This is a genomic window from Pseudomonas sp. CFSAN084952 (assembly GCF_009648855.1).
Classification (GTDB): Bacteria; Pseudomonadota; Gammaproteobacteria; order Pseudomonadales; family Pseudomonadaceae; genus Aquipseudomonas; species Aquipseudomonas paracarnis.
In genome coordinates this window covers 3,789,372-3,802,446 of the sequence record NZ_CP045767.1, presented here as the reverse complement: position 1 = coordinate 3,802,446, position 13,075 = coordinate 3,789,372, and the positions used below count along the sequence as shown (strand labels likewise).

The window sequence follows — 13,075 nt, the reverse complement described above, 5'->3', positions numbered from 1 at the left end:
GTCACCGTTTGCTTTTGATGATGGTGCCAAGGCCTTGCAGGTAGGCCACCAATGCGTCCATTTCGGTCTTGCCCTTCACGGCGGCGGCCGCACCGGCGATGTCTTCGTCGGTGTAGGGCACGCCCAGGGTGCGCAAGACTTCCATCTTCTTCGCGGTGTCCTTGCCGTCGAGCTTGTTTTCCACGAGGAACGGGTACGCCGGCATTTTCGACTCAGGCACGACGTTGCGCGGGTTGTACAGGTGCGCACGCTGCCAGTCATCGGAGTAACGCCCGCCCACACGGGCCAGGTCCGGGCCGGTGCGCTTGGAACCCCACAGGAACGGGTGGTCCCACACGCTTTCACCGGCGACCGAGTAGTGGCCGTAGCGTTCGGTTTCGGCGCGGAAGGGGCGGATCATCTGCGAGTGGCAGCCCACGCAACCGTTGGCGATGTAGACGTCGCGGCCTTCCAGTTCAAGGGCGGTGCGCGGCTTCATACCTTCGACCGGCTTGTTGGTCACGTCCTGGAAAAACAGTGGGACGATTTGGGTCAGGCCGCCAATGCTCACGGCGATGACCATGAAGAAGGCCAGCAGGCCGATGTTCTTCTCGACGACTTCATGCTTCATCAGTGAGCTCCCACAACGGCGATCTTGGCGGCGGCTTCGGCTTCTACAGGGTCGCTGGCACGCACGGTGCGCCAGACGTTGTAGGCCATCAACAACATGCCACTGGCAAAGAACGCACCGCCCAGGGCACGTACAATAAAGCCCGGGTGGCTGGCTTGCAGCGCTTCGACGAAGGAATAGGTGAGGGTGCCGTCATCGTTGATCGCACGCCACATCAGGCCCTGGGTGATGCCGTTGACCCACATCGAGGCGATGTAGAGCACGGTGCCAATAGTGGCCAGCCAGAAGTGCGCGTTGATCAGCCCGACGCTGTGCATCTGCACGCGGCCGAACAGTTTGGGGATCATGTGGTACAGCGCGCCGATGGAGATCATCGCTACCCAGCCCAGAGCGCCGGCATGTACGTGGCCGATGGTCCAGTCGGTGTAGTGGGACAGCGAGTTGACGGTCTTGATTGCCATCATCGGCCCTTCGAAGGTCGACATGCCGTAGAACGCCAGGGACACCACCAAAAACCGCAGGATCGGGTCGGTGCGCAGCTTATGCCAGGCGCCCGAGAGGGTCATCATGCCGTTGATCATGCCGCCCCAGCTTGGCGCCAGCAGGATGATCGACATCGCCATGCCCAGGGACTGTGCCCAATCCGGCAAGGCGGTGTAGTGCAAGTGGTGAGGGCCGGCCCAGATGTACAGGGTGATCAGCGCCCAGAAGTGCACGATGGACAGGCGATAAGAGTAGATCGGACGCTCGGCCTGCTTGGGCACGAAGTAGTACATCATCCCCAGGAAACCGGTGGTGAGGAAGAAGCCTACGGCGTTGTGGCCGTACCACCACTGGATCATCGCGTCCGTTGCGCCGGAATAGGCCGAATAGGACTTGAACAGGTTCACCGGCAGGGAGGCGTGGTTGACGATGTGCAGCATCGCAGTGACCACGATAAAGGCCCCGTAGAACCAGTTGCCTACGTAGATGTGCTTGGTCTTGCGCTTGACGATGGTGCCGAAGAACACCAGGCCGTAGGTCACCCACACAATGGCAAGCAAAATGGCGATCGGCCATTCCAGCTCAGCGTATTCCTTGGTGGTGGTGTAGCCCAGGGGCAGGCTGATGATGGCGCCGACGATGACCGCCTGCCAGCCCCAGAAGGTGAAGGCGGCAAGACCATCGGAAATCAGTCGCGTCTGGCAGGTGCGCTGCACGACATAGTAGGAGGTGGCAAACAGTGCACATCCGCCGAAGGCGAAGATCACCAGGTTGGTGTGCAGCGGGCGCAGGCGGCCGAAGGTCGTCCAGGGCAGGTCGAAATTCAATTGCGGCCAAACCAGTTGCGAGGCGATGAACACCCCGAGCCCCATGCCAAGGATCCCCCAGACCACCGTCATGATGGCGAACTGGCGGACTACCTTATAGTTATAAGCAGTCGGACTGATTGCTGTGCTCATTCTAAGGTTCCACGGTTTAGGTTTTTTTATAGGTAAAATCGGCCGCAAGTATGTAGAAACCGAGGGGCCATTGCAACGCAATGGCTGACCTGTATCAATGCGTTCCACGCCAGATTCTGCGCCCTTTCCATGTTTGGTGTAAGGATAAAGACCGAAATAGAAAGCTGATCAAGTGGACAGGAATTTTAGGGGGCGCAACGAATACCGTCGCCTACGCCAGAATTGCTCCACTGTGGGAACAAGCGTAGACCCGAATAGGAGGAGGGGAAAGTTGGGTTTGGACGGGGTGCGACACTTGGTCGCGACTTGTGCCTGTGGCGAGGGAGCTTGCTCCCGTTGGGCTGCGCAGCGGCCCCAAAATCGTGGGAGCGCTTCGCACTCCAGCGGGAGCAAGCTCCCTCGCCACAGGTAGAGCTTTTACTGCGGTTGGCTATCTGGCGTTGCACCATCAGCGTTATGGGACAGGCTGTACACGTAAGCCGCCAGCAGGTGCACTTTGTCATTGCCTTGCAGCACGTCCTGGGCCGGCATCTGGCCCTGGCGACCATGGCGGATGGTCTGCTGCAACTGTGCCAGGCTGGTGCCGTAGATAAACCCGGCAGGCTCGGTCAGGTTGGGCGCGCCCATGGCTTCCACGCCGTGACCTTGCGGACCATGACACGCCACGCAGGTGGTGCTGAAGGCGGCTTGGCCGGCTGCCAGGTCGGCGGTGTTGTCGGCGGGCAACGGCAACTTGGCCAGGTCGTGGCGCACGTAAGCGGCGACGTTTTTCACCCCGTCCTCGCCCAGCACTTCACCCCAGGCCGGCATCGCCGCATGGCGACCGTTCAGGATGGTGGCCTTGATGGCCTCGGCCGAACCGCCCCAGCGCCAGTTGCTGTCCGCCAGGTTGGGGAAGCCATAGGCGCCCTTGGCGTCCGAGCCGTGGCATACCGCGCAGTTGGAGGCGAACAGGCGACCGCCCATCTTCAATGCTTGCGGGTCCTTGGCCACTTCTTCTACCGGCATGGCCGCGAACTTGGCGAAGATCGGCCCGAACCTGGCGTCGGCCTTGGCCATTTCCTTGTCCCATTCCTTGGTCTGGGTCCAGCCGTCCTCATAGCCCGGCAGTACACCTTTCCAGTTGCCCAGGCCCGGGTAGAGAATCAGATAGCCGACGGCAAACACCAGGGTGCCGGCGAACAACATGAACCACCACTGGGGCAGCGGGTTGTCGTATTCCTCGATACCGTCGAAGGCGTGGCCCATGGTCTGGTCGACGCTGCCCTTGGTCTCGCCCTTGCGAGTGCCGACCAACAGCCAGGTCAGGCCGATGAGGCTGCCCAGGGTCAATACGCAGATCCATGTACTCCAGAACGTAGTCATGGCCGAGTGCTCCTTGTGGCTGGCTCTGCTTGAGCGTCGGGTGGGGAAGGTTCATCGGCAAACGGCAGCAGGCGCGCCTGCTCGAATTCCGCGTTGCGGCGGTTGTTGAACACCCACAGCGACAGGCCGATAAAGGCGATGGCGACCACCAGCGTGCCAAGGCCGCGGATGGTGCCCGCATCGAATTCAAATCCCATGGCTCACCTCTTGCTCTTGATGGCAGTGCCGAGCACTTGCAGGTAGGAAACCAGCGCGTCCATCTCGGTCTTGCCCTTGAGGCTGGCGACGGCGCCGTTGATGTCGTCGTCGGTGTACGGCACGCCGAGGGTGCGCATCACTTTCAACTTGGTCTCGGTGTGGCTGCTGTCGACGGCGGCGGTGACCAGCCATGGGTAGGCCGGCATTTTCGACTCTGGCACCACGTTGCGCGGGTTGTACAAGTGCGCGCGGTGCCAGTCGTCCGAGTAGCGCGCGCCAACGCGGGCCAGGTCCGGCCCGGTACGCTTGGAGCCCCACAAGAACGGGTGGTCCCACACGCTTTCGCCAGCCACCGAGTAGTGGCCGTAGCGCTCGGTCTCGGCGCGGAACGGGCGGATCATCTGCGAGTGGCACTGCACGCAGCCTTCGCGGATGTAGATGTCGCGGCCTTCCAGTTGCAGCGCGGTGTAGGGCTTCATGCCTTCGACCGGCTTGTTGGTCACGTCCTGGAAGAACAGCGGGACGATCTGGGTCAGGCCGCCGATGCTCACGGCGAGCACCATCAGCAGCATCAACAGGCCGACGTTCTTTTCAATCGTTTCGTGTTTCATCATCGACTCCTCAGGCCATCTGCGCGGCAGCGGTGACTTCGGCAGGTTGCGCCGAACGCACGGTGCGCCATGTGTTGTAAGCCATCAGGAACATGCCGCTGAGGAAGATCGCACCGCCCACCAAACGCACGATGAAGCCAGGGTGGCTGGCCACCAGGGTTTCGACGAAGGAGTAGGTGAGGGTGCCGTCTTCGTTGACCGCACGCCACATCAGGCCCTGGGCGATGCCGTTGACCCACATCGACGCGATGTAGAGCACGGTGCCGATGGTGGCCAGCCAGAAATGCGCGTTGATCAGGCCGAGGCTGTACATCTGCTCGCGACCGAAGATTTTCGGGATCATGTGGTACAGCGCGCCGATGGAGATCATCGCCACCCAGCCCAGCGCCCCGGCGTGTACGTGGCCGATGGTCCAGTCGGTGTAGTGGGAGAGGGCGTTGACGGTCTTGATCGCCATCATCGGGCCTTCGAAGGTCGACATGCCGTAGAAGGCCAGGGAGACAACGAGGAAGCGCAGGATCGGGTCGCTGCGCAACTTATGCCAGGCACCCGAGAGGGTCATCATGCCGTTGATCATGCCGCCCCAGCTTGGCGCCAGCAGCACCAGTGACATCACCATGCCCAGGGACTGCGCCCAGTCCGGCAAGGCGGTGTAGTGCAAGTGGTGAGGGCCGGCCCAGATGTACAGGGTGATCAGCGCCCAGAAGTGCACAATCGACAAGCGATAGGAATACACCGGGCGTTCGGCCTGCTTGGGCACGAAGTAGTACATCATGCCGAGGAAACCCGCAGTGAGGAAAAAGCCTACCGCGTTGTGCCCATACCACCACTGCACCATGGCATCCGTCGCCCCGCCGTACAGCGAGTAGGACTTGGTCAGGCTGACCGGGATTTCCAGGTTATTGACGATATGCAAGATGGCCACGGTGATGATGAACGCGCCGAAGAACCAGTTGCCCACATAGATATGCTTGGTCTTGCGCTTCATGATCGTGCCGAAGAACACGATGGCGTAGGCGACCCAGACGATGGTGATCAGGATGTCGATCGGCCATTCCAGCTCGGCGTATTCTTTGGAGCTGGTGTAGCCCAGTGGCAGGCTGATCGCGGCCAGCAGGATCACAAGCTGCCAGCCCCAGAAGCAGAACGCGGCGACTTTCGGCGCGAACAGCTGCGTCTGGCAGGTGCGTTGCACCGAGTAAAAGGAGCTGGCGAACAGCGCACAGCCACCGAACGCGAAGATCACCGCGTTGGTGTGCAAAGGGCGCAGGCGACCGAAGCTGGTCCAAGGCAAATCGAAGTTGAGCGCAGGCCAAACCAATTGGGCAGCGAGAAAAACCCCGAGCCCCATGCCGACGATGCCCCACACCACCGTCATAATGGCGAATTGGCGGACCACCTTGTAGTTATAGGCGGTACTTAAAGTAGTGTTCATGGTTCCCCATCCACGGTTCAACCCAAGCAAGTGCGGCACTTGGGCTGGAGTTATAGGCAGACTAAAAAGCGAGGCAAGCATGGGCAAAGAGCACAAGGCCAGTATTGACGGGGATCAATGGGCGCAGTGTGTACGGGAACATGGCTGGTTGTGGGATGTCGCCACCGGCGCGACGTCGGGTGAGCCGGTCACGCTGATCCTGGCCCACGGCGCTGGCGCACCGATGGACTCGGCGTTCATGAACGATATGGCCGCACGCCTTGCCGGGCATGGCGTGAGCGTGTTGCGCTTCGAGTTTCCGTACATGGCCCAGCGTCGCGTGGACGGCGGCAAACGCCCCCCGAATCCGGCGCCGAAACTGCTGGAGTGCTGGCGCGAGGTGTATGCCGAGGTGCGACGTCATGTCGCTGGGAAACTGGCGATGGGTGGCAAGTCCATGGGCGGGCGGATGGCCAGTTTACTGGCCGATGAACTGGGCGCCGATGGGTTGGTGTGCCTGGGCTATCCGTTCCATGCGGTGGGCAAGCCAGAGAAACCCCGGGTGGAGCACTTGGCTGCGCTTACGACGCCCACCTTGATTGTGCAGGGCGAGCGCGATGCCTTGGGCAATCGTGCGGCGGTGCAGAGTTATGACTTGTCAGAGAGCATTGAGGTGATGTGGTTGGCGGCGGGGGACCATGACTTGAAGCCGCTGAAGGCTTCGGGGTTCAGCCATGAGCAGCACTTGGAGGCGGCGGCGGTGCAGGTGGCTGAGTTTCTCCGGACCTGTTAGCGCCCTATCGGGGGCAAGCCCCCTCCCACATTGGGCTGGGTTCACCTATTTCTATCGGTGAATACCGTCCAGTGTGGGAGCTGGCTTGCCTGCGATAGCAGTTTATCGGTTAAAACGCTCTACCAGCGAATACTGGGTATTGGCGGTATGCGTCAACTCTTCACTCAGTTGCGCCGAGTTCATCGCCTGCTCCGAGGTCTGGTCCGCCAACAGCGCAATGGTGCTGATGTTGCGGCTGATCTCCTCGGCCACCGCACTTTGCTCCTCGGTTGCGGCTGCGATCTGAGTGGTCATGTCGGTGATATTGGCCACCGCCTCACTGATACCTACCAAGGCCTGGTCTGCTTCCATCACCCGTGCCACACCTTCTTCGGCTTGGCGGTGCCCGGCGTCCATGGTTTGCACGGCCGCAGCCGCGGTGTGTTGCAGCTTGGCGATCAGGGTATGGATCTGCCCGGTGGATTCGGCCGTACGCTGCGCCAGTTGGCGCACTTCATCGGCGACCACTGCAAAACCACGGCCCATCTCACCGGCACGCGCGGCTTCGATAGCGGCGTTAAGTGCCAGCAGGTTGGTCTGGTCGGCAATGCCTTTGATCACATCAACCACGCCGCCGATTTCATCGCTGTCTTTGGCCAGTTGCGTGACGGTCACACCGGTCTCTCCAACGGCTGCCGAAAGACGCTGAATCGCCTCGCGGGTTTCCCCGGCGATATCGCGGCCGCGGCCGGTCAGGCGGTTGGCTTCCTGGGTGGCGTCGGCGGTGCGCTGCACGTGGCTGGCCACTTCTTGGGTGGTCGCCGCCATCTGGTTTACCGCAGTGGCCACCTGTTCGGTTTCCACGCGCTGGCGTTCCAGGCCGCTGGAGCTGTTGTGCGCCAGGGTGTTGGATTGCGCGGCCTGGTCGTTGAGGTGCTCGGCGGTGTCCTGCAGGCGGGTAAGACAGGTCTTCAGACGCGCTTCCTGGCTGAGGATCGACATTTCCAGGCGCGCTTGTGCGCCACGGCTGTCGGTGTACATCTGCGCGATCAACGGGTCGGACGTGGTCTGTTCGGCCAGGCGCAGCAAACGCTTGAGACCGCGCTGTTGCCAGCTCAAGCCCAGCAGGCCCAACGGCACCGACAGCGCCGCTGCCAGGGCAAAGCCCCATTGGGAGGTGAGGGTGGCGCCGATCATGAAGCTTAACTGGCTGACCAGGATAAACGGCAGCCAGTCCTGCAACACCGGCAGCCACTTGTCCCGTTGGGGGACGGCCGACTTGCCTTGGTTGATGCGTTGATAGAGCGCTTCGGCCCGGCGGATCTGCTCGGCGGTGGGCTTGATGCGCACCGATTCGTAGCCGATCACCTGGTTACCGTCGAAGACCGGCGTCACATAGGCGTTAACCCAATAGTGGTCACCGGTCTTGCAGCGATTCTTGACAATGCCCATCCATGGCAAGCCTTGTTTGAGCGTGGACCACATATGCGCGAACACGGCCGGCGGCACATCCGGGTGACGCACCAGGTTGTGTGGCGCGCGCACCAGTTCTTCGCGGGTGAACCCACTGATTTCGACAAAGGCGTCGTTGCAGTAGGTAATCACACCCTTGGCATCTGTGGTGGAGATCAACCGTTGCTGAGCGGGGAAGGTACGTTCGCGCTGGGTAACGGGTTGGTTATTACGCATGATTGTTCAATCCGCAAGGCTTTCAGGGGGTATCGGCCATGCGGGGCATTTATTTAACTTATTTTTGCAACAATCCTGCGAACAGCGTTGCCTCTGTAGAAGGCAGGCTTAGCCGGCGAGCATCGGGTAGGTAAACAACCCGAAGTGCAGCAGATTCAAGCCAAAATGCGTGGCAATCGCCGCGCCTAGCCCGCCGAACCGATACGCCAGGCCGTAGCCCACGCCCGCAATACCCGCCAGCAGCATCCACTGCCAACCCGCAGCAAAATGCACCAGGCCGAATAACAGCGAGGCCAGCAGCAGCGCGAGGTTCTCGCCATAGGGCAGGTGTTTGAAGCGTTGGCTCAGGCCGCCCTGGATATACCCGCGAAACAGCGCTTCTTCGACCAACGTCACCAGCAGCAGGTTATTCAACACCCACAGCCACGCCTCGTCCGGCCACTTGGGTGCCCAACTGATCATCCCCAGCAGGGCCGCGCCACCCAAGGCGGCGATGGCGGCCAGAGTCAGGGCCATGGCCGTGACGCAGATCGACAGGCGCAATGAACGCCGCGCCACAATCCACGGGCAGGCCAGCAACAGCCAGAAGCCGATCAGGGGTTTGTCCTGGTTCAGGTACATCGAGAAGGGCACGGAGTCCGGAGTAAATCGCTGGGGCGCAATACCGCGGCCGTTATAGAAGCCCGGTAGCCAGTGCATCGCCAGGCCCAGGGCCAGGACAATAAACAAGCCGTGGCCAAGGTAGCGTGCCCAAGGGTTGCGTTGCTGGCGTACGGCATACCCGGCCACCAGCAACAGTGCGATGGAGACCGCCGCCAGTACGCCCAGTTGGCCGTAGATCAAAGCCACGACATAGCCAATGGAAAGTAGGGTGAGGTACAGCCAGGGCAAAGCAATCATGTGAAATCCTTGGAAAAAAACTGGGCGGCATTATAGCGAGCGGTCTGCCTGGACGGCATGAAAACTCCTCCACCCACAGGGTGAGGTGAAAGGATTGCAAAATGTATTTGCGGCTGGTTATAGTCGTCGCGTCTTCATCCCTTCAAAAAGATCAGCACATGCCAGCTTCCCAGCGCATAGCGGTAGTCGATTCAGCGGTCAACGCTGTGGTCGTGCCGTGCCGTGGCAAGCAGCCTGCGCAGATCAGTCACTACCCCCCACCTGTCAGTAGCACGCCGGTGTACGCAGTCGTATCACCGCCGGGTGTTGGCATTTCGGGCTGATCAGCGATTCGCTGTTGCCCCGTGCCTGCCTGAAAAAAACCTACTGAAATTCAGTTTTTACTGAGTCGGCTTTTTAGCCTGATAACAGGTGGTAACCATGTCTGTGCTTTCGAAACAATCCGTGGCCGCGGCGGCCTCGACGAGCGTGTTTGTCCTGCTGTGGAGCAGCGGGGCGATCTTCTCCAAGTTGGGCCTGGCCCATGCTTCGCCCTTTGCCTTTCTGCTGATCCGCTTTGCCATCGCCCTGATGGGGTTGGTGATGTTGGTACCCATCCTCAAGTTGAAGCTGCCTCGTCCCGGCAAACCCTTGCTGTATGCGGCGGCGACGGGCCTGGTTTTGCTGGGGGCCTACCAGATTTTCTATCTGCTGGCCCTGGACCTCAACGTCACCCCCGGGGTGACGGCGACCATCATGGGCGTGCAGCCGATCCTTACCGTGGTACTGATGGAGCGCCAACGCTCCTGGCGCCGGTTGTTCGGCCTGGGGTTGGGGTTGGCGGGCTTGATCATGGTGGTGTACCAGGGCATCGGGTTGGCGGGCATGTCCCTGGCCGGGATGGTGTTCGGGCTGCTGGCGCTGGCGAGCATGACGTTTGGCTCTATCATGCAAAAGCGCATCACCGACAACCCCTTGGGCACGCTGCCACTGCAATACCTGGCCGGGTTGCTACTGTGCGCGGTGTTCGTGCCGTTCCAGCCGTTCCACTTTGAACACAGTGCGCGTTTTTACCTGCCGGTCCTGTGGATGGGGCTGGTGGTGTCCGTGCTGGCGACGTTGTTGCTGTACCGCCTGATCGCCCGGGGCAACCTGGTGAATGTCACCAGCCTGTTCTACCTGGTGCCAGCAGTGACGGCGGTGATGGACTACCTGATCTTCGGTAATCGCCTGGCCTTGTTGAGCGTGCTGGGAATGGCGTTGATCATCGTCGGCTTGGTGTTTGTATTCCGTAAGCAATAAACCCACCCCTGTAGGAGCGAGATTGGTCGCTCCTACAGTTTTTGCGGGCGCAGCACCAACCACAACGCCCCGGCAATCAGCACACCGCCATACAGGTGGGCCATGGACAGCGGCTCATCCAACAGCAACGCACCCCACAACACGCCGAACGGCGGAATCATGAAGGTCACGGTCATCGACTTGACCGGGCCGATGGACGACAGCAGGCGGAAGTACAGAATGTAGGCGAACGCCGTACATACCAGCCCCAATCCCAGCAGCGACGACCACACCTGCCAGCCGCCCCAGCTCGCCGGTGGATGGCTGATGGCGCTGTAGGCAAAGAACGGCAACAGAAACAACGTCGCCCCCAACATGCTGCCCAAGGCCGAGAGACGGCTGTCCAACCCGCCGCGCTGGTCCAGCCAACGCCGCGCCAGGAAACCGGCAAAGCCATAGCACGTGGTTGCCAGCAGGCACGCCAGTGCGCCCATCAATAATTCCAGATCAAAGGCCACCGGCCCCGCACGCGTGAGCACGGCAACGCCAAACAGCCCCAGGGCGACCCCTGCGATTTTCGATGGCGTCAGGCGCTCACTGAAGAACAGCCCGCCAATCAGCACGCCCATCAGCGGCGTGGTGGCGTTGAAAATCGCCGAATAACCCGCCGGCAGTACCTGTGCCGCCACCGAGTACATCGTCGCGGGAATCCCCGAGTTGATCACGCCCAGCAACAGGACCGTCTTGAACTTGCCCTTGAAATCCCAGCTCACGCGCATCATCGCCAGGATCACTAATAAGCCCGCGGCGGCAATCGACACGCGGAAAAACGCGGTGGGCACTGTGCCGATTTCCGGGGCGATGATGCGCATAAACAGGAAACTCGCGCCCCAAATGGCGGCCAGCCCCAGCAGATACAGGGTGTCAACAGGTCTCACGGAAAACTCCTACGCCAAATGGGGCGCAGAAGTGTTGCCCAGCGGGCAGGTCGGCACAATGGCTAATTGCAGTCAGTTCACCCCTGCGCAAAATCATTCTTCTCCTGCCTCGGTTCACTGGCTAAGCTCTGGGCTTCCAGATACCCGTTCGAGGTTTCCCGCATGTCGCAGTCCGCCCTCGCTATCGCCCGGATGATCCTCGACGGTTTCGACGATTACCGTGAACACTTCCGCCAGATCACCGATGGCGCCCGTGAGCGTTTCGAGAAGGCCCAGTGGCAGCAGGGGCAGGCCGCGTCGGCCGCGCGCATCAACCTCTATGAAGAGAAAGTCGCTGAGGTCACGACCCGCCTGCGCGCCAGTTTTGACCCTGCGCCGTTGCATGACATCGGCCAGTGGCCCCTGGTAAAAAGCGCCTATATCGGCCTGATCGACCTGCGCTTTGACGATGAACTGTCCGAGACCTGGTACAACTCGATCTTCTGCGGCCTGTTCAGCCATGACCTGATCAGCGACGGCTGCATGTTCATCCACACTACCCGGCCGAGCCTGCGCCGGGCGCGGGCGGCGCAAACCCGTATCTACACGCCGGCCGGTAAAATAGCGGACATGCTCGCGCAGGTTTTCTCTGACTACCGCTTCAGCGAGCCCTACGCCGACCTGCCCGCCGACCTGCGCCGCCTCGAAGCCCAGTTGCGGGAAAACCTGCCGGATTGGGTGTGCAAGGACCCGGACCTCAAGGTCGAGTTGTTTTCCTCGGTGCTGTATCGCAACAAAGGCGCCTACCTCGTGGGGCGCATCTACACCCGCGACGAACAATGGCCGTTGGTGATTCCGCTGCTGCACCGCGAAGGGCGTGGCATTCAGATCGATGCGTTGATCACCGACGAAGCCGACGTGTCGATCATCTTCTCGTTCACCCGTTCCTATTTCATGGTCGACGTGCCCGTGCCAGCGGAATTCATTGGCTTTCTCAAGCGCATTCTGCCGGGCAAGCACATTGCCGAGCTGTACACCTCCATCGGTTTCTACAAGCACGGCAAATCCGAGTTCTACCGCGCGCTGATCAACCACCTGGCCACCACCGATGACCAGTTCATCATGGCCCCCGGCGTGCGCGGCATGGTCATGAGCGTGTTTACGCTGCCGGGTTTCAATACGGTGTTCAAGATCATCAAGGACCGCTTCTCGCCGTCGAAAAACGTCAACCGCGCCACGGTGATCGAAAAGTACCGCCTGGTGAAAAGCGTCGACCGGGTAGGGCGCATGGCCGACACCCAGGAGTTCGCCGACTTCCGCTTCCCCTTGAGCAAGTTCGAGCCCGAGTGCCTGGCCGAGCTGCTGGAAGTCGCCGCCGGTACTGTCGAAGTGGAGGGCGACACCGTGCTTATCCGCCACTGCTGGACCGAGCGACGCATGACCCCGCTCAACCTCTACCTCGACAACGCCAACCCCGCCCAGGTGCGCGAAGCATTGGAGGATTACGGCCTGGCGATCAAGCAACTGGCGGCAGCGAATATCTTCCCCGGCGACATGCTGCTGAAAAACTTTGGCGTCACCCGCCACGGCCGCGTGGTGTTCTACGACTACGACGAAATCTGCTTTCTCACCGAAGCCAACTTCCGCCATATCCCCGCGCCGCGCACCCCCGAGGATGAAATGGCCTCCGAGCCCTGGTACTCCATCGGCCCGCTGGATGTGTTCCCCGAGGAATTCCCGCCGTTCCTGTTTGCCGACGCCGGCCAGCGCAAGTTGTTCGACGAGTTGCATGGCGAGTTGTACAACGCCGATTACTGGAAGGGCCTGCAGGACGCGATTCGTGCCGGTAAGGTGATCGACGTATTCCCCTACCGCCGCAAAGACCCGCTATAACCTA

The 13,075-nt window shown here is 61.1% G+C and carries 12 protein-coding genes; 3 read left to right on the top strand and 9 right to left on the bottom strand.

Features of this window, described 5'->3' with window-relative positions:
* Position 1 precedes the first annotated feature (1 nt).
* The 6 genes from ccoO (GH769_RS17210) to ccoN (GH769_RS17185) form a co-directional block, all read right to left on the bottom strand.
* Positions 2-610: a cytochrome-c oxidase, cbb3-type subunit II gene (gene ccoO, locus GH769_RS17210; RefSeq protein WP_003193167.1), complete on the bottom strand. Its 609-nt coding sequence runs from the start codon at positions 608-610 to the stop codon at positions 2-4.
* Complete coding sequence (gene ccoN, locus GH769_RS17205) at positions 610-2,052, bottom strand: cytochrome-c oxidase, cbb3-type subunit I (RefSeq protein ID WP_014719443.1); 1,443 nt, start codon at positions 2,050-2,052, stop codon at positions 610-612. The genes ccoO (GH769_RS17210) and ccoN (GH769_RS17205) overlap by 1 nt, the downstream gene beginning before the upstream one ends.
* 417 nt (positions 2,053-2,469) lie before the next feature.
* Complete coding sequence (ccoP, locus tag GH769_RS17200) at positions 2,470-3,417, bottom strand: cytochrome-c oxidase, cbb3-type subunit III (protein ID WP_014719442.1); 948 nt, start codon at positions 3,415-3,417, stop codon at positions 2,470-2,472.
* Positions 3,414-3,614 carry a cbb3-type cytochrome c oxidase subunit 3 gene (locus GH769_RS17195; RefSeq protein ID WP_003193161.1) on the bottom strand — a complete coding sequence of 67 codons (201 nt, stop codon included), beginning with the start codon at positions 3,612-3,614 and terminating at the stop codon, positions 3,414-3,416. Before GH769_RS17195 ends, ccoP begins: the two co-directional genes overlap by 4 nt.
* Before the next feature lie 3 nt (positions 3,615-3,617).
* Complete coding sequence (ccoO, locus tag GH769_RS17190) at positions 3,618-4,226, bottom strand: cytochrome-c oxidase, cbb3-type subunit II (protein ID WP_003193159.1); 609 nt, start codon at positions 4,224-4,226, stop codon at positions 3,618-3,620.
* Positions 4,227-4,236: 10 nt separating this feature from the next.
* Complete coding sequence (gene ccoN, locus GH769_RS17185; RefSeq protein WP_003193158.1) at positions 4,237-5,661, bottom strand: cytochrome-c oxidase, cbb3-type subunit I; 1,425 nt, start codon at positions 5,659-5,661, stop codon at positions 4,237-4,239.
* 79 nt (positions 5,662-5,740) lie between these two features.
* Between ccoN (GH769_RS17185) and GH769_RS17180 the strand changes: the two genes are divergently transcribed.
* On the top strand, positions 5,741-6,433 hold the full coding sequence (locus GH769_RS17180) for an alpha/beta family hydrolase (protein WP_032903107.1): 693 nt from the start codon (positions 5,741-5,743) through the stop codon (positions 6,431-6,433).
* Between the two features lie 102 nt (positions 6,434-6,535).
* Here the strand turns inward: GH769_RS17180 and GH769_RS17175 are convergent, their stop codons facing one another.
* Together GH769_RS17175 and GH769_RS17170 are read right to left on the bottom strand one after the other, a co-directional pair.
* Complete coding sequence (locus GH769_RS17175; protein WP_014719440.1) at positions 6,536-8,101, bottom strand: PAS domain-containing methyl-accepting chemotaxis protein; 1,566 nt, start codon at positions 8,099-8,101, stop codon at positions 6,536-6,538.
* 108 nt (positions 8,102-8,209) lie between these two features.
* Entirely contained in the window at positions 8,210-9,001 is a 792-nt protein-coding gene (locus tag GH769_RS17170; protein ID WP_019820478.1) for a CPBP family intramembrane glutamic endopeptidase, read from the bottom strand.
* A 420-nt stretch (positions 9,002-9,421) separates the two neighbouring features.
* Here GH769_RS17170 and GH769_RS17165 point away from each other — a divergent pair, with 420 nt between their 5' ends.
* Positions 9,422-10,282, top strand: a complete 861-nt coding sequence (locus GH769_RS17165) for a DMT family transporter (RefSeq protein ID WP_153649868.1) — start codon at positions 9,422-9,424, stop codon at positions 10,280-10,282.
* 32 nt (positions 10,283-10,314) lie between these two features.
* Here GH769_RS17165 and GH769_RS17160 read toward each other — a convergent pair whose 3' ends face one another.
* Positions 10,315-11,199: a DMT family transporter gene (locus GH769_RS17160; protein WP_014719437.1), complete on the bottom strand. Its 885-nt coding sequence runs from the start codon at positions 11,197-11,199 to the stop codon at positions 10,315-10,317.
* 162 nt (positions 11,200-11,361) lie between these two features.
* Between GH769_RS17160 and aceK the strand changes: the two genes are divergently transcribed.
* Positions 11,362-13,071, top strand: a complete 1,710-nt coding sequence (aceK, locus tag GH769_RS17155) for a bifunctional isocitrate dehydrogenase kinase/phosphatase (protein ID WP_014719436.1) — start codon at positions 11,362-11,364, stop codon at positions 13,069-13,071.
* Positions 13,072-13,075 lie beyond the last annotated feature (4 nt).